The organism is Flavobacterium sp. UBA7663 (assembly GCF_002483315.1).
GTDB lineage: Bacteria > Bacteroidota > Bacteroidia > Flavobacteriales > Flavobacteriaceae > Flavobacterium.
In genome coordinates this window covers 64768-87651 of sequence record NZ_DLHR01000010.1, presented here as the reverse complement: position 1 = coordinate 87651, position 22884 = coordinate 64768, and the positions used below count along the sequence as shown (strand labels likewise).

General features: G+C 32.0%; 18 protein-coding genes. 11 read left to right on the top strand and 7 right to left on the bottom strand.

Features of this window, described 5'->3' with window-relative positions:
* The first annotated feature begins 41 nt into the window (after window positions 1–41).
* Together uvrA and B2741_RS02415 are read left to right on the top strand one after the other, a co-directional pair.
* A complete protein-coding gene (uvrA, locus tag B2741_RS02420; RefSeq protein ID WP_291135098.1) occupies window positions 42–2834 on the top strand; it encodes an excinuclease ABC subunit UvrA in 2793 nt (930 codons plus the stop codon).
* Window positions 2834–4030: an LETM1-related biofilm-associated protein gene (locus B2741_RS02415; RefSeq protein ID WP_291135096.1), complete on the top strand. Its 1197-nt coding sequence runs from the start codon at window positions 2834–2836 to the stop codon at window positions 4028–4030. Before uvrA ends, B2741_RS02415 begins: the two co-directional genes overlap by 1 nt.
* A 76-nt stretch (window positions 4031–4106) precedes the next feature.
* Here the strand turns inward: B2741_RS02415 and secA are convergent, their stop codons facing one another.
* The 4 genes from secA to B2741_RS02395 all read right to left on the bottom strand — a co-directional run bounded on the left by secA (window position 4107) and on the right by B2741_RS02395 (window position 9405).
* Complete coding sequence (gene secA, locus B2741_RS02410) at window positions 4107–7463, bottom strand: preprotein translocase subunit SecA (protein WP_291135094.1); 3357 nt, start codon at window positions 7461–7463, stop codon at window positions 4107–4109.
* Window positions 7464–7550: 87 nt separating this feature from the next.
* Window positions 7551–7772 (bottom strand): DUF2795 domain-containing protein, encoded by a 222-nt coding sequence (locus B2741_RS02405; protein WP_002986941.1) that lies wholly within the window; start codon window positions 7770–7772, stop codon window positions 7551–7553.
* Between the two features lie 167 nt (window positions 7773–7939).
* Window positions 7940–8509, bottom strand: coding sequence for a cob(I)yrinic acid a,c-diamide adenosyltransferase (locus B2741_RS02400; protein WP_291135092.1), 570 nt, complete (start codon window positions 8507–8509; stop codon window positions 7940–7942).
* A 20-nt stretch (window positions 8510–8529) separates the two neighbouring features.
* Window positions 8530–9405, bottom strand: a complete 876-nt coding sequence (locus B2741_RS02395) for a PPK2 family polyphosphate kinase (RefSeq protein ID WP_291135090.1) — start codon at window positions 9403–9405, stop codon at window positions 8530–8532.
* Window positions 9406–9491: 86 nt separating this feature from the next.
* On the opposite strand from B2741_RS02395, the gene B2741_RS02390 reads away from it, so the two are divergent.
* From B2741_RS02390 to B2741_RS02360, 7 genes are all read left to right on the top strand, one after another.
* Complete coding sequence (locus B2741_RS02390) at window positions 9492–10313, top strand: DUF6929 family protein (RefSeq protein ID WP_291135088.1); 822 nt, start codon at window positions 9492–9494, stop codon at window positions 10311–10313.
* 50 nt (window positions 10314–10363) lie between these two features.
* Window positions 10364–11827, top strand: a complete 1464-nt coding sequence (locus B2741_RS02385; protein WP_291135086.1) for a DUF5687 family protein — start codon at window positions 10364–10366, stop codon at window positions 11825–11827.
* 20 nt (window positions 11828–11847) lie between these two features.
* Window positions 11848–12543 (top strand): ABC transporter ATP-binding protein, encoded by a 696-nt coding sequence (locus tag B2741_RS02380; protein ID WP_291135084.1) that lies wholly within the window; start codon window positions 11848–11850, stop codon window positions 12541–12543.
* A gap of 125 nt (window positions 12544–12668) precedes the next feature.
* The gene (locus B2741_RS02375) at window positions 12669–13202 is read left to right on the top strand and encodes an RNA polymerase sigma factor (protein WP_264549325.1); all 534 of its coding nucleotides are present in this window, start codon (window positions 12669–12671) and stop codon (window positions 13200–13202) included.
* Window positions 13203–13204: 2 nt separating this feature from the next.
* Window positions 13205–14098: a hypothetical protein gene (locus B2741_RS02370; RefSeq protein ID WP_291135081.1), complete on the top strand. Its 894-nt coding sequence runs from the start codon at window positions 13205–13207 to the stop codon at window positions 14096–14098.
* Between the two features lie 11 nt (window positions 14099–14109).
* Window positions 14110–14442 carry a hypothetical protein gene (locus tag B2741_RS02365; RefSeq protein WP_291135079.1) on the top strand — a complete coding sequence of 111 codons (333 nt, stop codon included), beginning with the start codon at window positions 14110–14112 and terminating at the stop codon, window positions 14440–14442.
* The gene (locus B2741_RS02360) at window positions 14432–14773 is read left to right on the top strand and encodes a hypothetical protein (protein WP_291135077.1); all 342 of its coding nucleotides are present in this window, start codon (window positions 14432–14434) and stop codon (window positions 14771–14773) included. Before B2741_RS02365 ends, B2741_RS02360 begins: the two co-directional genes overlap by 11 nt.
* A gap of 1 nt (window position 14774) precedes the next feature.
* Here B2741_RS02360 and B2741_RS02355 read toward each other — a convergent pair whose 3' ends face one another.
* Both B2741_RS02355 and B2741_RS02350 read right to left on the bottom strand, forming a co-directional pair.
* Complete coding sequence (locus B2741_RS02355; protein ID WP_291135075.1) at window positions 14775–16961, bottom strand: tetratricopeptide repeat-containing hybrid sensor histidine kinase/response regulator; 2187 nt, start codon at window positions 16959–16961, stop codon at window positions 14775–14777.
* Window positions 16962–17156: 195 nt separating this feature from the next.
* Window positions 17157–18788 (bottom strand): ABC-F family ATP-binding cassette domain-containing protein, encoded by a 1632-nt coding sequence (locus B2741_RS02350; protein ID WP_291135073.1) that lies wholly within the window; start codon window positions 18786–18788, stop codon window positions 17157–17159.
* Between the two features lie 159 nt (window positions 18789–18947).
* Between B2741_RS02350 and B2741_RS02345 the strand changes: the two genes are divergently transcribed.
* On the top strand, window positions 18948–20366 hold the full coding sequence (locus B2741_RS02345) for a PKD-like domain-containing protein (RefSeq protein ID WP_291135071.1): 1419 nt from the start codon (window positions 18948–18950) through the stop codon (window positions 20364–20366).
* 115 nt (window positions 20367–20481) lie between these two features.
* Window positions 20482–22602 carry a M3 family metallopeptidase gene (locus B2741_RS02340; protein WP_291135069.1) on the top strand — a complete coding sequence of 707 codons (2121 nt, stop codon included), beginning with the start codon at window positions 20482–20484 and terminating at the stop codon, window positions 22600–22602.
* Window positions 22603–22658: 56 nt separating this feature from the next.
* On the opposite strand, the gene B2741_RS02335 is transcribed toward B2741_RS02340, so the two are convergent.
* Entirely contained in the window at window positions 22659–22877 is a 219-nt protein-coding gene (locus B2741_RS02335) for a putative signal transducing protein (RefSeq protein ID WP_133607893.1), read from the bottom strand.
* Window positions 22878–22884 lie beyond the last annotated feature (7 nt).

Below are 22884 nucleotides of genomic sequence, written 5' to 3'. Positions count from 1 at the left end.
AAAATAGATTAATTATCTTTGCAATTCTATTAAAATCAACAATGATACAACCCGATTTTTCAACGTTAGAACCAAAAAAAAATATCTTAATTAAAGGTGCTCAATTGCATAATCTTAAAAATTTAGATGTAGCCATTCCACGAAACAAATTGGTAGTAATTACTGGGCTTTCGGGCTCTGGAAAATCAAGTTTGGCATTCGACACACTTTATGCTGAAGGACAACGTAGATATGTTGAAAGTTTATCCCCTTATGCACGACAATTTTTAGGAAGATTAGATAAACCAAAAGTTGAATACATAAAAGGAATTGCGCCAGCTATTGCCATTGAACAAAAGGTAAACACCAGCAATGCGCGTTCTACTGTAGGAACATCAACCGAAATTTATGATTATTTAAAGCTTCTTTTTGCACGAATTGGTAAAACCTACTCTCCTATCTCTGGAAAAGAAGTTAAAAAAGATACTGTGTCCGATGTAATCAATGACATCAAAGAATTTCCTGTAGATAGCAAATGGCTACTGCTTTCTCCTATTCATTTGGAAGAAGGAAGAGCTTTGGAAGACAAGCTAAAAGTTTTATTACAACAAGGTTTTGCACGTATTTTAGTGGATAACGAAATGGTGCGTCTGGATACGTTAGACCAACACCAATTGGACAACAAAGATATTCTACTAATCATTGACCGAATAGTGGTTAAAACCGAGGAAGAATTCTTCAATCGTTTAGCTGATGCTGTGCAAACCGCCTTTTATGAAGGTAAAGGTGTTTGTTATTTGCAAGAAGTGGACACCAAAAAACGTATAGAATACAGTGCTAATTTTGAATTGGATGGTATTACGTTTTTAGAACCGAATATTCACTTATTCAGTTTTAATAATCCTTACGGAGCTTGTCCAACATGTGAAGGCTACGGAAGTGTTATTGGAATTGATACCGATTTAGTAATTCCTAATACGGCTTTATCTATTTATGAAAATGCTGTGTTTCCTTGGCGTGGTGAAAGTATGAGTTGGTACCGAGATCAATTGGTAAACAACGCTTATAAATTTGATTTTCCAATTCACAAACCATTTTTCGAACTTTCAGATGAACAAAAACAACTGATTTGGGACGGAAATAAATATTTCACCGGATTAAACGATTTCTTTTCGGAATTAGAAGAGAAAAATTATAAAATTCAAAATCGTGTTTTACTTTCGAGATACCGAGGAAAAACAAAATGCCATACGTGTAAGGGTAAGAGACTTCGCCCAGAGGCCAATTACATTACAGTTGGCGGAAAAACGGTTTCAGGTTTGGTAGATTTACCAATCGTAAACTTGATTGATTTCTTTAAAAAATTAGAATTAAACGAATACGATACTAAAGTAGCCAAACGTTTGTTAATCGAAATCAACAATCGTTTAGACTTTTTATTCAATGTAGGATTGAGTTATTTGACATTAAATCGTAATTCTAACTCACTTTCTGGAGGCGAATCGCAACGTATTAACTTGGCCACTTCGTTAGGAAGTAGTTTAGTAGGCTCGATGTACATTTTAGACGAACCAAGTATTGGTTTACACCCAAAAGATACAGAAAGATTAATCGAAGTATTGAAAGAACTTCGTGATTTAGGCAACACTGTTATTGTAGTTGAACACGACGAAGACATCATGAAAGCTGCTGATATGATTATCGATATTGGTCCAGAAGCTGGAACACATGGAGGTGAATTAGTTGCACAAGGAACGTATGCTGAAATACTGAAATTTGATTCGTTAACTGCGAAATATTTGAATGGTCAAGAAGAAATTTCGGTACCAAAAACAAGAAGAAAATTCAAAAATCACATCGAAGTTATTGGTGCGAGAGAAAATAACTTAAAGAATGAAAACTTCACTTTTCCGTTGGAATGTTTAACCGTGATTACAGGTGTTTCGGGAAGTGGAAAAAGTACATTGGTAAAGAAAATTTTATTTCCTGCCATTCAAAAAAAATTAGAAGGTGTTGGTGAAAAAGCAGGCCAATTTACCGAATTAGCGGGAAGTTTTTCGCACATCAAGCATATCGAATATGTAGACCAAAATCCGATTGGAAGAAGTTCGCGTTCGAATCCAGTTACTTATATTAAAGCTTACGATGACATTCGTGAATTATTTGCAAAACAGAATGTTTCAAAACTTAGAAACTATCAAGCCAAACACTTCTCTTTCAACGTAGATGGCGGAAGATGTGAAGTTTGTAAAGGTGATGGAGAAGTTACTATCGAAATGCAATTTATGGCTGATGTTCATTTAGAATGTGAAGCTTGCAACGGGAAACGTTTCAAAAAAGAAGTGTTAGAAGTTACTTTCGAAGGAAAAAACATTGATGACATTTTAAAAATGACCATTGATGAAGCTTTGAATTTCTTTACCGAACAAAAACAGACAAAAATCACGCAAAAATTACAACCTTTACAAGATGTTGGTTTAGGTTATGTACAATTAGGACAATCTTCTTCTACGCTTTCTGGTGGTGAAGCGCAACGTATCAAATTGGCTTCATTTTTAGTCAAAGGAACAATAAAAGATAAAGCGTTGTTTGTATTTGATGAACCTACAACAGGTTTGCATTTTCACGATATCAAAAAATTGTTAGCTTCGTTTGATGCGTTGCTTGAAAAAGGACATTCGATTATCGTAATTGAACACAATTTAGACTTAATCAAGTGTGCCGATTACATTTTGGATATTGGTCCAGAAGGTGGTGAAAATGGCGGAAAATTAATGGCTTTTGGAACACCAGAAGAAGTGGCTAAAAATAAGAATTCGATTACTGGAAAATATTTAAAAGAGAAACTAAAATAATGATAAACCCTTCTGCAAATGGATGGATTGACAAGTTTTTTGCTGAAAATCGTGAAAATTTCATTGATTTTGAAGGCGATTATTTGTCTTTTTATGAAAGTTGTAGGAAAACAGGTTTTATTTATGGTTATGTGGTTAATTTTCAATTGAAAGAAAATCTAAACACTACAAAATGGTCGTATGATGAAATTACAAAAGTTGGATTTTTAAACACCTTATTTTCGGTTTATTCACTTGAAAATAAAAACGTTAATTCAAAAGATTTTATTAGTTCTGTTTACCGATTTTACAACATCATTCAGCCAGAAAATCTGAATTTCATTAAGAAAATGTTGCCTGAAGGCTCTCACAGTTCACGATTGGAAAAAGTGATTGACGACAGAATTCAAACCAATCAAAACACAATTAGTAAAAACTTTTCGCACATCATAACTAATGCATTATTGTTTATTGATGTTTTAGCATTTCATTACTATCTAAAAAACAACGAATTAGATTCAGATTATCTAAAAAACATAGAATCGGATTGTATTAAAATTGTTTCATTGGCGCTAAAAACCAAACAAAACAAATCGAAATACGATGAATTATTGGTAAAATTATTTGAAAATTCCATTCGTTATACCAAATTTTCAACCATTGATTCAATTGAATTTTCGGATATTAAATTGCTAAAATATACCGAAATATTAGAGAAATTATACTTGTTGGATATGGCGCAAATGGCATTGTGGAGCGATGAAAAATTAGAAGAAAACGAAGCTGAATTTTTGAAAAACATCAATGCTGATTTAGGTTTAGAAGCAACAATTCTTGACAAAAGCATTAACGATATTAACTTTTTCATCAATCAGTATAAAGCTGAAATTCCGTTTTTTAATTTTTCAAATCCAATTAAACATTTTTACGATCAAGCCAATAAAAATGTAACCAAACTGATTATTCGCAACAAGGACAGATTAACTAAAGAAATCAAAGAAAGTGGCGAATTAATGCAACTTTTAGCCAAATCAACCCGAAAAGATTTGAGTAAAGAAGAAAAAAAGAAAGTAAAAAAACAACTACTAGATATCTGTAAAACAGTTCCATCGCTAACCATCTTTTTACTTCCTGGTGGTGGCTTATTGTTGCCAATTTTGATAAAATTTATCCCGCAATTATTACCTTCTGCTTTTAATGAGAATTTGGATGACTAACTATTTCTTTTGATTAAATAAAAAAAATCCCCAACTACTTTTAGCAATTGAGGATTAGTTTATTTATGTGTTTTAATTATTCGTTAACCAAAACCCATTCGCCAGAAGCAATCATACTTTCTGCCTTTTTATATTTCATGGTTTCGCTTTTTCCACTCATTACGTGTTTAATAGTAACGGTGTCATTACGATTAATTTTTGGCATTTCTCTTGTAATCGTTTCCGTTACTTGAGGTCTTTGAGTTGCCATTTCTCCAGTTCTTCTCGCTTGTGCCGCTGTATCTTCGCTATCTAAATCTTCTTTAGTTTCAGTATAGTTTTCTTTTTGTTGCACTTGCTTAGCTTCTTGAATTTCCGATGTATTATGAGAAGGCAAATCACCTTTAAACAAGAACGAAATTACTTCTTTATTTACATCATCAATCATTTTTTTGAACAAGTTGAAAGCTTCAAATTTGTAAATCAATAATGGATCTTTTTGTTCGTGAACAGCTAACTGAACCGATTGTTTCAATTCGTCCATTTTACGTAAGTGTTTTTTCCAAGCTTCATCCACAATAGCTAAAGTGATGTTTTTCTCGAAATCTGCCACTAACGAACGTCCTTCTGAAGTATATGCTTTTTCTAAATCGGTAACCACATTTAATGATTTGATTCCGTCAGAGAATGGCACAATAATTCTTTGGTACTGACCATTATTGTTTTCGTATACATTCTTAATGATTGGATACGCTTCGCGAGCATCTCTAGCAATTTTTTCTTCGTAATGAGCTAAAACTGCTTTGTATGTTTTTCCAGTAATCTCTCTTGCTGATAGTTTTGCAAATTCTGATTGTGAAACTGGCGCACTGATTGAAAAATAACGAATCAATTCAAATTCAAAATTTTTGAAATCTTCTGCCAATTTGTTTTGTTCCACCACTAATTCGCAAGTGTCGTACATCATGTTCGCAATATCCACTTTCAAACGCTCGCCATGTAATGCGTGACGTCTTCTTTTGTAAACTACTTCTCTTTGTGCATTCATTACGTCATCATATTCTAACAAACGTTTACGAACTCCAAAGTTATTTTCTTCTACTTTTTTCTGTGCTCTTTCGATAGATTTTGTCATCATAGAATGTTGAATTACTTCACCTTCTTTTAGACCAATTCTATCCATAACTTTCGCTACTCTTTCTGAACCAAATAAACGCATTAAATTATCTTCCAAAGACACATAGAATTGTGAACTACCCACATCTCCTTGACGACCAGCACGACCACGTAACTGACGGTCAACACGACGTGAATCGTGACGCTCTGTTCCAATAATCGCTAAACCACCTGCTTTTTTAACTTCGTCAGATAATTTAATATCGGTACCACGACCTGCCATGTTAGTTGCAATCGTAACTACTCCAGGTTTTCCTGCTTCAGCTACAATTTCTGCTTCACTTTTGTGCATTTTAGCATTCAATACATTGTGTTGAATACCTCTAATTTTTAACATTCGGCTTAATAATTCCGAAATCTCTACTGATGTTGTTCCAATTAACACAGGTCTTCCTGCATTTGACAATTGTACTACATCTTCAATAACTGCATTGAATTTTTCACGAACCGTTCTGTAAATTAAATCATCTTTGTCTTTACGAGCCATTGGACGGTTAGTTGGAATTTCCACAACGTCTAATTTGTAAATTTCCCAAAATTCACCAGCTTCTGTTGAAGCAGTTCCTGTCATTCCTCCTAATTTGCTGTACATACGGAAATAATTCTGTAAAGTAACGGTTGCAAATGTTTGAGTAGCGGCTTCGATTTTTACGTTTTCTTTCGCTTCGATTGCTTGATGTAAACCATCTGAATAACGACGACCATCCATGATACGTCCTGTTTGCTCATCTACAATCATAACTTTATTGTCCATGATAACGTATTCGGTATCTTTTTCAAATAAAGTGTATGCTTTTAATAACTGCGTTAATGTGTGAATACGTTCTGATTTTACTGAGAAATCACGGAATAATTCTTCTTTACGCTCTGCCATTTCTTCAGCAGCAAGGTTTTCTTTTTCAATTTGAGCAATTCCTGTTCCAATATCTGGTAAAACGAAGAATTGTGCATCTGTATCTTGTGATAAGAACTGAATTCCGTTATCAGTCAACTCAACTTGATTATTTTTTTCTTCGATAACAAAGTACAATGCCTCATCAATTTTTGGCATTTCTCTGTTGTTATCTTGCATGTATTGGTTTTCGGTTTTTTGAAGTAATTGCTTTACTCCTTCTTCCGATAAGAATTTAATTAAGGCTTTACTTTTTGGTAACGCTCTGTAAGAACGTAATAAGTTAAATCCAGCATCTTTATTGTTTCCTTCTTTGAATAAACGTTTTGCTTCTGTTAAACAATCCGTAGCTAATTTACGTTGTAAAGTTACTAAGTTTTCAACTTTTGGTTTCAATTCATTAAATTCATGACGATCACCTTGAGGAACTGGTCCAGAAATAATTAATGGTGTTCTTGCATCATCCACTAAAACTGAATCGACCTCATCGACAATAGCATAATTGTGTTTACGTTGCACCAAATCTTCTGGTGCATGCGCCATATTATCTCTCAAATAATCGAAACCAAATTCGTTATTTGTTCCATAAGTAATATCGGCTTCGTAAGCTTTTCTTCTTTCTGGAGAGTTTGGTTGGTGATTGTCAATACAATCAACTGTTAATCCATGAAACTCGAATAAAGGTGCTTTCCACGTGCTATCACGTTTTGCTAAGTAGTCATTCACCGTTACTAAATGCACACCGTTTCCAGTTAAAGCATTCAAGTATAATGGTAATGTTGCTACTAATGTTTTTCCTTCCCCTGTTTGCATTTCGGCAATTTTACCTTGGTGCAAAACAACTCCACCAATCAACTGAACGTCATAGTGAATCATGTCCCAAGTGATAGCTTTTCCAGCTGCATTCCATGAATTTGCCCAAGTTGCGTTATCACCTTCAATCGCAATATATGATTTAGTTGCTGACAACTCTCTGTCTTTTGGAGTAGCCGTTACTGTAAGCGACGTATTTTCTTTAAAACGACGAGCCGTTTCTTTTACTACTGCAAACGCTTCTGGAAGAATTTCGTTTAATACTTTCTCAGAAATTTCATAAGCTTCTTTCTCGATTTTATCGATTTCAGCGTAAATATCTTCACGAGCATCAATATCTTGAGTTTGCTCTGCATCTTGTTTTAAAGAAGCAATTTTAGCGTCTTTTTCAGCACGAGCGTTTTTAATTTTAGCTTTGAATTCGGCTGTTTTAGCACGTAACTCGTCATGAGACAATGCTTGTAAAGCACTCTCAAAAGATTTTACTTTGGTAATAAGTGGTTGAATCGCTTTTACATCTTTCTCCGATTTATCACCCACAAAAGCCTTCAATATGGAATTTATGATACTCATAATTTTTTATTTTCTAAATAGGTTTGCAAATATAACCAAAAAAAAAGCCTCAGTAAAGAGACTTGTTTCTGTTGTGTTTATTTATTTTTAATATTCATCCTCATTCCAAAGATAATCTTCGTCAGTAGGATAATCAGGCCAAATCTCTTCCATTGATTCATAGATTTCTCCTTCGTCTTCTATAGATTGCAAGTTTTCCACTACTTCTAATGGAGCTCCAGTTCTGATAGCATAGTCGATAAGTTCATCTTTGGTTGCTGGCCAAGGCGCATCACTTAAGTATGACGCTAATTCTAATGTCCAATACATCTTTTATCGATTTAAGTTTATGCAAAAATAAATTTATTACCCAATAAGGCAAGTTTTTTTTTACTTTTTTTATTAAAATTTAAGAACGTTTTTTTTTTAGTACTCAAAACATGGCTTTCCATCACTGTTTTCAGGCATAATGAACACTTAAAACTGATTACTGAACACTATTTTCTAGGAATCCATTGTACTTCATCAGCGTTCAAATCATGAGACAACTTTCGTGCCAACACAAAAAGATAGTCAGAAAGTCGGTTTAGGTACTTAATTACACGTTCATCTGTCGGTTCTATGTCATTTAAATGTACTGCTAAACGCTCGGCTCTACGGCATACACAGCGTGCAATATGACAATATGACACAGTTGTATGTCCGCCTGGCAAAACAAAATGCGTCATAGGTGGCAAAGATTCTTCCATTGTGTCAATTTCGTTTTCCAAAAATTCAATATCCGATTCCACAATTCCAAGATTTTGCAAACGTGGTTGACCGTTTTTCAAAGTTTCTTTTTCTGGTGGAGTTGCTAAAATAGCTCCGACTGTGAATAATCTATCTTGTACTTCGATTAATACTTTTTTGTATAAATCGCTCATGTCTTGGTCGCGAATTAATCCAATGTGTGAATTTAATTCATCAACAGTTCCATAACTTTCGATACGGATATGGTGTTTTGGTACACGTGTTCCTCCAAATAATGCTGTGGTTCCAGTGTCGCCTGTTTTGGTATATACTTTCATTAGTAGTTTTTTTTTTGAAACTATTTCTTCAATTGTGTTCTATATTCTTCAATGTTTGCTTTGACTTTTGGATCCAATTCGGGTTCGGCAATATCGGTGAGCTTTTCCAATTCTTCCCAAATAATTTTTGCCACAATGTATCTTGCAACACCTTTGTCATCAGCAGGAACTATGTACCAAGGTGCAAAATCAGTTGATGTTTTGTTGATTGCTTCTTCGTAATATTTCATATATTCATCCCAAAGTGCGCGCTCTTTTAAATCGCCGGTGCTGAATTTCCAATTATCTTCTGGATTTTCTAATCGTTTTAGTAATCGTTCACGTTGCTCCTCTTTACTCATGTGAAAATAGAACTTCAAAATTTTGGTTCCGTTTTGCGAAATATGCTTTTCAAAATTTACCATTTGTTCCATGCGGTTTTCCCAAAATTGAGGTGTAATATCCCCCACTTTTTCAATTCCTGGCAAGTTTTCAAACAAAATATATTCGGGATGCACTCGCGTTACCAATACATTTTCATAATGGGTACGATTGAAAACGGCGAATTTTCCTTTTTCGGGCAAAGCTAAATAATGACGCCATAAATAATCGTGTTCTAATTCGGTTGAATTTGGTGTTTTAAAACTATGCACTACGACTCCACGTGGATTAAATTCTTTAAAAACCTCACGAATTAAGCTATCTTTTCCACTGGTGTCCACGCCTTGTAGGCAAATCAAGAAAGCATGACGGTTGTGCGCATACATAGCATCTTGTTTTTTAGAAAGCTTTTTCTGAATTTTATCTAAGGCTAATTCTTCTTGATCTTTATCGGTATCTATGTTTAATTTCGTAGCAAAATCGGCTAATTTAATAGTTGTTTTTACTTTAAAATCTTCAATATTTATGTTTTTCATTTTCAATCGCTTTTTAATAAGTGTAAAAATAGTACTTTTATGGGCAATTTCTGACTTAAAAACTTCATAAAGTTATCGGTAAAAATATGGAAAAATTTGAACTTAGTAATCTATTTACTATAAAAGGTATTGCAGCGCCATCTGGCTTGTTGTACTCACAAAATGTTTTATTTGTTATTTCAGATTCGAGTAATTTTTTATACCAATATGACATCGCAAAAAAACTTTTACTAAAATTTCCATTAGTAAAGGACGCCAAAGAAAACATAGAAAAAGCTGAAAAACCCGATTTAGAAAGCATCACACAATATGGAAATCAGCTAATTATGTTGGGTTCTGGTTCTACCGAAAAAAGAAATTCGATGTTTACTTTAGATTTAGGTTCGGATGCTTTGCAATCACAAGATTTATCAGCTCTATACCAGAAATTAAAAGATGTTGGCTCGTTTACTGATGACCAATTAAACATTGAAGGCTCTATTTATGCGCATCAAACGATGTTGTTGTTTCAAAGAGGAAATTCAAAAAATAGTCAAAATGGAATTTTTATTATTCCAAATCATCAAGAAGACGGTATTCGATTTGTACCGATTTCGCTTCCAACACTAGATAATATAGAAACCACTTTTACCGATGCAATATTGGTTGGCGATAAAATTTATTTCTTGGCTTGCGCCGAAAACACAACATCTACTTATGAAGATGGTGAAGTTTTAGGAACCATTTTAGGCATCATGCACGCACCAACATTTGAAATTATAGATGTTCAATTATTATCGGAACATCAAAAATTTGAAGGTATCACACTTTATAATGAAACAGAAACCGAATTGGAGTTCTTACTTTGCGAAGACAATGATAATGAAGTTTTAGAAGCTACGATTTATAAATTGAACTTTCAGAAATAAATTCGTAACGTTTGAGAAGAAAATACTACAAATAAGAAACCAAAAAAATTATGATTAAACATTTTCTTACTCTCGAATGGAAATCTTTTGTTCGGTCGGCATCGTTTAAAACCAATTTGGCTTTTAAAATTTTCATGGCACTAATATTCTTATATTTTGCTGCGATGTTTGTTTTTATGGGAATTGGAGCCTTTTACGGAATAAAAAAAGCTGGTTTAGAACCTTTACAAACGGTAAATAAGTTTATGATTTATTATCTTTTTGCAGATATGATGATGCGCTATTTTTTCCAAAAAATTCCAACATTAACGATTAGACCGTTACTAGTTTTACCAATAAAGAAAAATACAATTGTACATTTTTCTTTAGGCAAAACTGTTTTAAACTATTTTAATACTACACATGCTTTCTTTTTTATTCCATTTAGCATTATTTTACTAATAAACGGCTATAGCATATTGGGCGTAATTACGTGGCATTTAGGAATTTTGACTGTAATATTATTCATCAATTTCTTAAACATTTTAATCAATAATAAGGATGTTATCTTCGGAATTGTAGCTACAATTGTTATCGGATTAATTGCTTCTCAATATTATAAATTATTTGATATTACTATTTACACACAACCTTTCTTTCAAGGCTTGTATGAGCATGCTTGGATGGTTTTACTTCCAATTTTTGCCTTAATAGTCATTTATTATTTAACGTTTAATTTCTTCAAAAAAGATTTAACGTTAGATGAAAGATTACATATTAAAAAGAACTTAGCTACATCAAACGACTTAACTTGGTTGAATCAATTTGGAACTTTAGGAACTTTCTTAAAAAACGACATCAAACTATTAATGCGAAATAAACGAGCAAAGACAACTTTATACATGAGTTTCTTTTTCTTGTTTTATGGTTTGATATTCTTCACTCAAGATATTTATAAAAATTCGGTGATGCAAGCCTTTGCAGCGGTTTTTGTAACGGGTGGTTTTCTAATTAACTTCGGACAGTTTGTACCAAGTTGGGATAGTTCTTATTATCAATTAATGATGACACAAAGCATTTCGTACAAAGAATATTTGAATTCTAAATGGTGGCTAATGGTTATTGGAACAGCAATCAGCATGCTTTTGGCTTCATTTTACATTTATTTTGGTTGGGATATTTACATTACGATATTGGCTGTTGGAATTTACAATATTGGATTTAATTCGTTTTTAGTATTGTTCACAGGCGCTTACACTAGAACTGCAATAGATTTAGAATCAGCAAAAGGAGCTTTTGGAGATAAAAAAGCATTCAATGTAAAAACCTTATTATTTTCATTACCACAAATGATAATTCCAATTTTACTATTTGGAATCGGAATTTTAGTTGATAATTTTCACCTAGGAATTGCTTTAATTGCTTGCTTCGGAATATTAGGATTGCTTTTCAAATCGAGAATCTTCTTGCTTATTGAGAAAATATTTCAGAAAGAAAAATACAATGCCATTGTGGCTTACAAACAAAAAAATTAATTTAAATCCAATAAATTATCATGATACAAGTAAACAATCTTACCAAAAAATATAACGCTACCACAGTTTTAAATATTCAAGAATTAGAAATTCCTAAAGGACAAAGTTTTGGTTTAGTAGGAAATAATGGTGCCGGTAAAACAACTTTTTTTAGTTTATTATTAGACTTAATCGAACCAACTACTGGAGGAATTATCAATCACAATATAGAAGTAAACACAAGTGAAAATTGGAAAAACTTTACAGGCGCTTTTTTAGATGAAAGTTTCTTGATTGGTTATTTAACTGCCGAAGAATATTTTTATTTTATTGGTGAATTACGTGGCCAAAACAAAGCAGATGTTGATGCTTTACTAAAAAAACATGAAGAATTTTTTAATAACGAAATTCTAAACACTAAAAAATATCTTCGCGATTTATCTAAAGGAAACATGAAGAAAGTGGGCATTATTGCTACTTTAATTGGAAATCCAGAAGTAGTAATTTTAGATGAACCATTTGCAAATTTAGATCCAACAACGGTAAACCGACTAAAGAAAATTGTAAAAGAATTAGCCGAAAATCCAGATGTTACCGTTTTAATTTCAAGTCACGATTTAATACACACTGTAGAAGTTTGTAACCGAATTGTAGCTTTAAATAAAGGCGAAGTAGTTAAAGACATCAATACTTCGGAAGAAACATTGAAAGAATTAGAAGCGTTTTTCGCCGTGTAACACTATATTATTTCATACTTTTATAATCGCAAGTTTCATCGCTTGCGATTTTTTTTGAAAATAATTTAAAGTCATCCCAACCTTTTCCCAACTTTTCTACTCTATATAAAAAAGCAAGTTTACCAATGGATGTAAAACACATACAAGGCTGCCGAAAACAACACCGCGAAGCGCAACGCATGGTGTATGAAACTATGGCTCCAAAACTCTATCGTTTATGTAAACGGTATTTAAAAAAGGAGGAAGAAATAGAAGAAGTATTGGCCGATGCTTTTTTTACGATATTCACAAAAATAGAACAATTAAAAGAAGACTTGGCTTTTGAAGCTTGGGCACGAAAAATAACAGTGAATAATTGTCTTTTACAAATTAAAAAGAACATCAACTTTAATTTGTATTTGGAAGATGTGAGTTATAATTCGCAACCCTTGGCAGATGAAGTCACCGATTTAGAAGAAGAAGATTTGCTCAATTTACTAAATTATATTCCCGATGGATGCCAAACGATTTTTAATTTGTTTGTGATTGAAGGTTATTCACACAAAGAAATCGCAGAGCAATTAGGTATTAGTGAAGGAACATCAAAATCGCAATTGAATGCGGCAAAAAGTAAATTAAAAGAATTGGTAAGAACTTTTTATTATCAAAAAGCAAAATAGTCATGGGAACAGAAGAAAAATTATATAAAAAAATACAACAAGCTGCCGAAAAAGCAGAGCAAAAAGACTTTCCAGGTATGGAGAAGATTTGGGCTCGTGTAGAAGATAAACTGGAAACACAAACGCTTCAAAAAGAGAAACATTTGTGGAAAAAATTAGCAGTTGCAGCATCAATTGTTTTAGTAGGAACATTAACTTTTTTCTTACTGCAAGAAAAAGAAAATATAATCGTTCCAGAAAACACAATTACTACGATTGATTCATCGAAAAACATGATTCCAACACCAGAATCGGCGAATGGTTTTGTAAACACCACTCCTGAAATTAAAAAAGAAGCGGAGCAAATTTTGCAACAACAAATCGTAATTCAGAATAACATTGTAATCAACGATACTATTAATTACAAATCGAAAAAAGAAGTCACGATACCAACTTCTGTTGCTATGGAAGAAGTTCAAAAAATGGCAAAAACGAGTTTAGTTCCGAGTTACAATAATAGTATGTCTAATTCAGCATCTATAAATAATTCGGGCGTTTTAGCAAAGGGAAAACGTTATGATATTTCAATGAATTCAGTAGAAACAACTCAAGAAAAAGATAAAAAAACAGCAAATGATGATTTAGTTTTGGTAGATGGCGAATTAACAAAAGAATCCCTTTCCAACCTTAATCCAGATGAGATTGAGTCTATTGTTGAACTAAAAGAACCTATTTATTTCATTAACGGAGTGGAATATTCAGAAGAATCGCTATTTGGAGAAAATCCTACGAGTCCGTATGCGCCATTGAGCAAACAAAAAATTGAAAAAATTGAAGTCATCCAACCTGCAGATGCTGTAAAAATTTATGGTAAAAAAGGAGAAAAAGGTGTTGTGATTATTTCGATTAAGAAGTAAAAAATCTAATTATGAAAAGACAATTAACAACATATTTATTTCTATTTTTTGTGACTTCAAATTTATGTTACAGTCAAGAAACCATTATAACAAAACCAAGAAAATCTGTAACTGCATCCAAAGCTGAAAAACCTTTAATTGTAGTAAATGATTCCATTTTAAAATATGAAGTTATGGAACACTTGAATCCGGATGATATTGAATCTGTAAAGGTTTGGAAAGATAAAAAAGCTATGGAATTATATGGCGAAAAAGGAAAATTTGGAGTTATTAAAATAACAACAAAAAATATATCTAAAAGAAAACTACGAAAAATCTACAAAGAATTTAAACATGAACTTTAAGTTAACAATCATAGCATTATTTTTCTCCTTTGCAATTCAAGCGCAAGAGAAAAAACAAAATGATACTATTAAAATAGAAATTAATTCAAAGACTAAAACCATTTATGTTTTAGGCGGAATTGCTTCTGTAATCACCAAAGAAGATTTAGCTTTTGCAAAAAAATATAATATTCAATTTCACGATTTTGGTTGCATTGCTCCTACTAATTTTAAGGAATATGAAACTAAAAATGAATTGGTCTTCAATTATCTAAACAAAACTTATGGAAAGCAATGGCAAAAAGAAATCAAGTCTAGTGTTTTAGGTTTTGAAAAGTGGAGAAAGAAATAAATTAAATATACCTCGAAATCACATTTTCTAAATCGGCATATTCAAATGGTTTTACCAAGACATCGGTAAGACCATTTTTCTTTTCTAAAATTTCTTTTAGAATATTTTCTTTATCAGAAGCGGTTAGAGCAATTATTGGTGTTTTAATTCCAAGGTTTCTCATCTTAATAGAAGCCTCAATTCCGTTCATGACTGGCATATTAATATCCATTAAAATGACATCAAAATTGTTCTCTTCTACTAACAAAAGAGCTTCCAAGCCATTTTCTGCCATTTGGAAATTATGACCATTTTTCTCTAATAGTTTTTTAGTCACCATTTGGTTGATTTTATTGTCTTCTACCACCAAAATATTCAACTGTTTTAACTTAGCATGTGAATGAGTTTTTAGTTGGTCAGAATCCACAATTTCATCAGCTGGAATATGTGGAAACATAACTGTAAACTTACTTCCTTCATTAATTTTACTTTCAACTGAAATGCTACCTTTGAATAGTTCAACCAAACGTTTTACGATAGATAATCCAAGTCCGGTTCCTTTGTATTGTTCTTGAAGATTAACATCAACCTGAACAAATTTTTCAAAAATTTTATCTAGATATTCTTCTGGAATTCCAATTCCAGTATCCAAAACTTCTAATTTCAAAAATGAATTATTGTCTTTATTTTCTAAAGACAAACTAAGCGTAACTTTTCCTTTTTTAGTGAACTTTAATGAATTACTAACCAAATTGATTAAAATTTGAGAAAATCGGGTTAAATCGGTTTTGATGTATTGTGGAACTTCTTCTGCAATGGAAATAATAATTTCGTTTTTATTCGACTTCGCAATCACATTCATCGACTCTTTTATATGGCCAATCTCTTCTCTAACATTGATGTTTTCGTAATTGAATTCAATATCATTATCTTCAATTTTATACACGTTTAATACGTCATTAATTAAAGTTAAAAGATAGTGAGAAGAAAATTTTAACGCATTAAAATACGGACTCTTTTTAATTTCTTTGTGTTCGCTTTCTAAAATTTCGGCCATTCCTATTACGCCATACAAAGGTGTTCGCAATTCATGACTCACATTAGACAAAAACTGTGTCTTTAATCGGGTTGCCTCTTCTGATTTTTCGCGAGCTACTTGCAATTGAAAATTATAATCTGCTAATTTTTTACTTAAACTTCTATAATTTACAAATCCTTTGAAAATAAAAATCAAAAACACGATTACAAAACCTAAGAAAAACAAAACCACTTTATTAAAACGATTTGAAGCTTTCATTTTTTGCTCCTGAATCCTTTTCTCAGTTTCAATCTGTTGTACTTTATATTTATATTCAAGTGCTTCAATATCGCCACCCGCCATTTTGATTTCTATATTTCTTTCCTTACTAAAAAGTTCGTCTTGTAATTCATCATGTTTTTCTAAATAATAAAGCGCTTGTTCTATTTTCTTATTCTTTTTATAAAATCCATAAACCATGGCATAAATATCCATTTGATGTGATTTATGATATTCAAACTCCTGATGTTTAAAATCGGATATACATTTTAAATAATTCTTTTCTGCATTAACAAAATCGCCTTGCATTTCATAATAATAGCCCATTAACGAATAATACGACATTCCCATTTCGTAATCATCTGGCGCCATTTTTTTTTCTACTAATTGCAGATAATATTTCCCTTTGCTAAGTTCATTTAACTCTAAATATACATCCGCTAAATTAATTTCTGCAAAAGCGATATCTCTTGGTTTATCTATCTTTTTAGATAACTCATATGATTTTTGATAATAGTAAAGTCCTTTTTTAGAATCTTTCAGTCTAAAATAATACAAATTACCAATATTATTATACAAATAATTTTCTATCGTATCATTTTTGGCTAATTGAGCATAAGAAACTCCAGAATTGTAATATTGAATAGATTTTTTTAAATCGCCAAATTCCTCAAAATTCAGTCCAATGATATTGTAGGAAGCCGCAACCATATCATATTTATTTCTCTTCAAAGCGTACTCCAAAAGTTGTTGGGAGTACAATAAAGATTCGCTACATTTTAAATCGTTTAACCCTTTTAATGCCTTATCGTATAAGCCTCTTGCATAATTATCTTTATTCCCTATTCCTTGTCCAAAAGACAGCTGGAAGGAAAATAGTATCAAAAAAAATACAACAGCTTTTTTAAACATTTTTAATCAAGGGGGATTTGTTAAATTTTAGGCTAAAAATGAAATAAATACTTGGCAACTATACAAATTTAAAATTTTAATTGAATTGACCAAGAAATATGACATAATATTAATAAAAAGATAAACTAAAACAAATCCGTTTTAAAACAAAAAAAGCTCCAATTAAGGAGCTTTTTTTGTTTTAATTTAGAAATCTTATTTCTCAATTTCTTTCAAAGAATCCATTTTCTTATGTGCTAAGAACCCTTTAATGTCTTCGAAATGCTCTTTTACCCGTTTGTGACCAAATTCAAATACTTTTTCTGCTAAACCATCTAAGAAATCACGGTCGTGCGATACTAAGATTAAGGTGCCATCAAAATCACGTAAAGCATCTTTGATGATGTCTTTGGTTTTCATATCTAAGTGATTCGTTGGCTCATCCAGAATCAAAACATTCACTGGTTCTAATAATAATTTAATCATAGCCAAACGCGTTTTTTCTCCTCCAGAAAGTACTTTTACTTTCTTTTGAATATCGTCACCTTTGAACATGAAAGCGCCTAATAAATCTTTAATTTTTGTACGCACATCGCCAACAGCAATTTGGTCAATCGTTTCAAAAATGGTCATTTCTCCATCTAATAAAGACGCTTGATTTTGTGCGAAATAGCCAATTTGAGCATTGTGCCCTACTTCTAACTTTCCTTCAAAATCAATTTCTCCCATAATCGCTTTAATCATGGTTGATTTTCCTTCTCCGTTTTTACCAACTAAAGCTACTTTTTGACCACGCTCGATTACCATATTGGCATCTTTAAATACCACATGATCGCCATACGATTTTGATAAACCTTCTACAACCACTGGATATTGCCCTGAACGTGGTGAAGGTGGAAATTTCAGTTTCAATGCCGAAGTGTCAATTTCGTCTACTTCAATTGGAACAATTTTTTCCAACATTTTTACACGCGATTGCACCGATTCTGTTTTTGAGAAAGTTCCTCTAAAACGATCAATAAAAGCTTGGTTTTCTGCTATGAATTTTTGTTGCTCGTCGTAAGCTTTTTGTTGGTGAATTCTTCTGTCTTTTCGCAATTCTAAATATTCCGAATATACGGCTTTGTAATCGTAAATGCGTCCCATTGTAACTTCAATAGTACGATTGGTAATATTGTCAACAAAGGTTTTATCGTGGGAAATTACCATAACCGCTTTCGCCTGATTAATCAAGAAATCCTCTAACCATTGAATACTTTCGATATCCATGTGATTCGTTGGCTCATCTAACAAAATTAAATCAGGTTTTTTCAATAGGATTTTAGCTAATTCAATTCGCATTCTCCAACCACCTGAAAATTCGGAAGTATTTCTATTAAAATCTTCACGTTCAAAACCTAAACCTTTTAATACTTTTTCAACTTCGGCTTCGTAATTTACTTCTTCAATCGAATAGAATTTCTCAGATAATTCTGAAACACGCTCTATCAATTTCATGTATTCGTCACTTTCATAATCAGTACGAATCGTTAATTGCTCATTGATTTCGTCGATTTCTTTCTTCATATTCAACACATCAGCAAACGCTTTTGATGTTTCTTCCATTACGGTACAATCATCTGAAGTTAACAAATGCTGAGGCAAATAAGCAATTACAGCATCACTTGGCGCCGAAATTACACCACGAGTAGGTTTGTTTTCTCCGGCAACAATTTTTAAAAGCGTAGATTTTCCTGCACCATTTTTACCCATTAAGGCAATTTTATCATTTTCATTAATGGCAAAAGTTACTTCGCTAAAAAGAGTGGTTCCGCCAAATTCTACGGCTATGTCGTTTACTGTAATCATTTTTTAAAGTAAAAAGTTATAAGTAAAAAGATAAAAGTCTTTTTACTGAAATTTTTGAAGGTGCAAAGATAGATTAATTGGATAATTTTATATTAAAACTTTAGAACTAAATTTAGTAATCAAATTTTTTATATATTTTTGACAAACAATGACAAACAAATGAAAAAAAACATTATTCTACTTTCTGTAATTTTATTAAGCAATTTTATTTTTTCAAATAATAATTCTTTTATTCCGCCTACAGTAACAGTATCTTTTACTCCTTCTATTTGCGATGGGTCGGTAACTGATATTGTTTTAAATAGTGATACGCCTAATACGACTTATACTTGGTCTGCCACCACCAATAATATAAACAGTTCCTTTATCACTTTTGGAGATGAAGCAAACATTAATCAAATAATAGATCTTGAAAACAATCGATTAGAAGGCAATATAACGTTTATGATAACACCAAGAGCAAATGGTGAAAATGGCAGTCCTATAATGGTTAATATTACTGTTAATCCTATACCCGTAGCATATGCAACTCCTGGAAATTCCACAATTTGCAATAATGAATATGCAGAAATTGATCTTTTTTCTCTTTTATTAGTACCTGGAACATATTACACATGGACTTCTTATTCAACTAATATTACGGGTGCTTCATCCGGCTCAGGACAAACCATTCTTAACGTTTTATCATTAGTTAATAGTATCGTAAGTGGTTCTGTTATTTACGAAATAACCCCTTTTAGAGCTGGATGTCAGGGAAATATTATTGTAGTAGAAATATTTGTAAATCCTAATCCTAATACAGGACTAGATGGTGATATTTCGGCAAGTGAAACTTCAACTACACCTATTGATTTATTTTCAATAATTTCTGGAGAAGAAGCTGGTGGAACATGGACAAGAACAGATGGAACAGGAGGAAGTTTTGATGCTATAGGAGGAACATATACTCCAGAAATTGGAGCCTCAAATAGTTCATTTAAATATGAATTAACAGGTGACAATACAGGCTGCTATAGCTTTTCTACTGCTACAGTAAATATTGACATAGTTCCTATTGGAATTGCAAATACAACTAATCAAACTATTAATAATAATGATTTTTCTAATATTGTATTATCAAGTAGTAATGTATCAAATTCAAATTTTACTTGGACGTTTACATCAAACAATATTAGCGGAGCTTCAAATGGATCTGGAAATACTATTGCACAACAACTTTCTTTAATAGATGTAAACGCAAATGGTTATGTAGATTATACAATTACACCAATAAACAATACTGCAATTGGGAATACTTTTAGTGCTAGAGTAAATATCCAATCTACTCTAAATTCTGAAACTTTTATAATTGATAATTTTAAATTAAGTCCTAATCCTGTTATCGATATTTTAAATATTGAAGATGATAATCAAATCAAGAATATTAGTATTTATAACCAATTAGGTCAAATGGTTCTTTCAAAAGAAATGAAAAATAATAAAGGTCAACTAGATTTATCGTTTATTAGTTCTGGAATTTACATTATATTTATTGAAACAGACACCAGAATAATAAATAAAAAAATTATCAAACAATAAAACATAAAACTCCTGAAAATTCAGGAGTTTTTTTATGTCAAATTTCATAAAATATAGTTAAGTTTTAGTCATACCAATAGAAATCCACTATTTTTACGTTTTAAAATTCACTAAAATGAAAATCAAAACTTTACTTTTATTTTCAGCATTAACAGGTGCTGTTTCCATGCATTCACAAGATAAAAACAAAACTATTATGAATCCGTTTTTTGAAACGTATACTACACCTTATCAAGTTCCTCCATTTGATTTAATTAAAAATGAACATTTTAAACCTGCCATTCTAGATGGAATTAAAAAACAAGAAGCTGAAATCAATTCGATTATTTCGAACAAAGAAAAACCTACGTTTGACAACACGGCTTTGGCAATGGAAAATTCTGGAAAGTTGTTGGCTAGAGTTAGTACCGTCTTCTATAATTTAAATAGTGCAAATACGAATGAAGAAATTCAGGCGATTGCAAAAGAATTAGCTCCAAAATTATCAGCACACAATGATAATATATATTTGAATGATGCTTTATTTAAAAGAGTAAAAGTCGTTTGGGACAACCAAAAGAATTTCAAATTGAACAAAGAACAAGCTAAAATATTAGAAAATTTGTATAAAAACTTCGTACGAAGTGGTGCCAACCTTTCAGAAGAAAACAAAAAACGATTGAGAGAAATCAACTCTGAAATGGCGGTTGCTACTTTAAAATACGGACAAAATATCTTATCCGAAACGAATTCATACGAATTAGTAATTTCTGATAAAAACGATTTAGCGGGATTACCAAACGAACTTATTGAAACCGCAGCTACTGATGCAAAAGCAAAAGGTAAAACTGGAAAATGGGTATTTACATTATCAAACTCAAGTGTGATGCCATTTTTACAATACAGTTCAAATAGAAAATTACGTCAGGAAATTTGGAATGCTTACCAAATGAGAGCTAACAATGGAAACGACAAAGACAACAAATCATTAGCAATCAAAATTGCAAATTTAAGAGGCGAAAAAGCACGTCTTTTAGGATATGCTACTCATGCTGACTATGTTTTGGAAAAATCGATGGCTAAAAATCCAGAAACGGCTAATAAATTATTGAATGATTTATGGGTTCCAGCTTTAAATATGGCAAATAAAGAAGCAGCTGATATTCAAAAAATGATGCAAAAAGAAGGTATTAATGAACCAGTTCAACCTTATGACTGGAGATATTATACCGAAAAAATCAGAAAAGAACGTTTTGATTTAGACGAACAAGAAATGAAACCTTATTTCAGTTTAGAAAAAACAAGAGAAGGCGTTTTTACCGTTTGTAAAAATTTATACGGATTACAATTCAAACAGTTAAATAATGTTCCAAAATACCACGAAGACGTTACCGTTTGGGAAGTAACAGAAGCTAACGGAAACCACGTTGGAATTTTATACATGGATTTTCACCCAAGAACTTCAAAAAGAGGTGGCGCTTGGATGACTTCATACCGAACTCAAAAAATGGAAAACGAAAAACGTGTAGCTCCTGTAGTTTCTATTGTATGTAATTTCACAAAACCAACAGAAAATGCTCCAGCTTTATTAACTTTCGATGAAGTGAGTACATTTTTCCATGAATTTGGACACGCTTTACACGGATTATTATCAAATGTTACTTATGAAAGTTTAGCAGGAACAAGTGTTCCAAGAGATTTTGTAGAATTACCATCGCAAATTATGGAAAACTGGGCTGCCGAACCAGAAGTAATGAAAATGTATGCCAAACATTATAAAACAGGCGAAGTGATTCCAAATGCGTTGATTGAAAAAATGCAAAAGTCTGGAACATTTGATCAAGGGTTTGTTACTACAGAATATTTAGCGGCTTCACTTTTAGATATGCAATATCACACTCAAAAAGGAAACATTACTACAGATGCTGAAACGTTTGAGAAAAAAGCAATGAACAAAATTAATTTACCAAGTACAATTATTCCAAGATACAGAAGTACGTATTTCAACCACATTTTTGCTGGTGGCTATTCAGCTGGATATTACAGTTATATTTGGTCTGGAGTATTGGATACCGATGCTTTTGAAGCATTTAAAATTAATGGATTATTCAATTCAGATTATGCGAAATCGTTTAGAAAAAACGTTTTGGAAAAAGGAGGAACTGAAGATCCAATGGAATTATACAAAAGCTTTAGAGGTGCCGAACCAAGTGTGGAACCGCTATTAAGAAAAAGAGGTTTAGAACAAGTAAAATAATACTAAAAAGCTCCTGAAAATTCAGGAGCTTTGTTTTTTAAATATATTGAAGAAGTTTACAAACTCATCCTAAATTCTTCTAAAACCGGACTAATTTTACCATAATAGCGTTCGTCGACAAATAATTCAACAGCCAAATCAGAAGAACCAAATCCAGCCATACGAGCTGATTGTAAGTTATCTTTTTTTACTACTTCAACTCCAACAGCTTCTATTTTTTGTTTCAATGCTTCAGCAAGAATTTCACTTCCCGAAAATACTTTCATTATTCCCATATCTTTT

What these genes read in the sequence shown, in the direction of transcription:
- B2741_RS02365 (WP_291135079.1), top strand. Translation starts at nt 14,110, where the DNA reads ATGAAAAGACAATTAACAACATATTTATTTCTATTTTTTGTGACTTCA.
- B2741_RS02400 (WP_291135092.1), bottom strand. Translation starts at nt 8,509, where the DNA reads ATGAAAGTATATACCAAAACAGGCGACACTGGAACCACAGCATTATTT.
- B2741_RS02405 (WP_002986941.1), bottom strand. Translation starts at nt 7,772, where the DNA reads ATGTATTGGACATTAGAATTAGCGTCATACTTAAGTGATGCGCCTTGG.
- secA (WP_291135094.1), bottom strand. Translation starts at nt 7,463, where the DNA reads ATGAGTATCATAAATTCCATATTGAAGGCTTTTGTGGGTGATAAATCG.
- B2741_RS02350 (WP_291135073.1), bottom strand. Translation starts at nt 18,788, where the DNA reads ATGATTACAGTAAACGACATAGCCGTAGAATTTGGCGGAACCACTCTT.
- B2741_RS02390 (WP_291135088.1), top strand. Translation starts at nt 9,492, where the DNA reads ATGGAAAAATTTGAACTTAGTAATCTATTTACTATAAAAGGTATTGCA.
- B2741_RS02355 (WP_291135075.1), bottom strand. Translation starts at nt 16,961, where the DNA reads ATGTTTAAAAAAGCTGTTGTATTTTTTTTGATACTATTTTCCTTCCAG.
- B2741_RS02345 (WP_291135071.1), top strand. Translation starts at nt 18,948, where the DNA reads ATGAAAAAAAACATTATTCTACTTTCTGTAATTTTATTAAGCAATTTT.
- B2741_RS02375 (WP_264549325.1), top strand. Translation starts at nt 12,669, where the DNA reads ATGGATGTAAAACACATACAAGGCTGCCGAAAACAACACCGCGAAGCG.
- B2741_RS02395 (WP_291135090.1), bottom strand. Translation starts at nt 9,405, where the DNA reads ATGAAAAACATAAATATTGAAGATTTTAAAGTAAAAACAACTATTAAA.
- B2741_RS02370 (WP_291135081.1), top strand. Translation starts at nt 13,205, where the DNA reads ATGGGAACAGAAGAAAAATTATATAAAAAAATACAACAAGCTGCCGAA.
- B2741_RS02385 (WP_291135086.1), top strand. Translation starts at nt 10,364, where the DNA reads ATGATTAAACATTTTCTTACTCTCGAATGGAAATCTTTTGTTCGGTCG.
- B2741_RS02340 (WP_291135069.1), top strand. Translation starts at nt 20,482, where the DNA reads ATGAAAATCAAAACTTTACTTTTATTTTCAGCATTAACAGGTGCTGTT.
- uvrA (WP_291135098.1), top strand. Translation starts at nt 42, where the DNA reads ATGATACAACCCGATTTTTCAACGTTAGAACCAAAAAAAAATATCTTA.
- B2741_RS02335 (WP_133607893.1), bottom strand. Translation starts at nt 22,877, where the DNA reads ATGGGAATAATGAAAGTATTTTCGGGAAGTGAAATTCTTGCTGAAGCA.
- B2741_RS02360 (WP_291135077.1), top strand. Translation starts at nt 14,432, where the DNA reads ATGAACTTTAAGTTAACAATCATAGCATTATTTTTCTCCTTTGCAATT.
- B2741_RS02415 (WP_291135096.1), top strand. Translation starts at nt 2,834, where the DNA reads ATGATAAACCCTTCTGCAAATGGATGGATTGACAAGTTTTTTGCTGAA.
- B2741_RS02380 (WP_291135084.1), top strand. Translation starts at nt 11,848, where the DNA reads ATGATACAAGTAAACAATCTTACCAAAAAATATAACGCTACCACAGTT.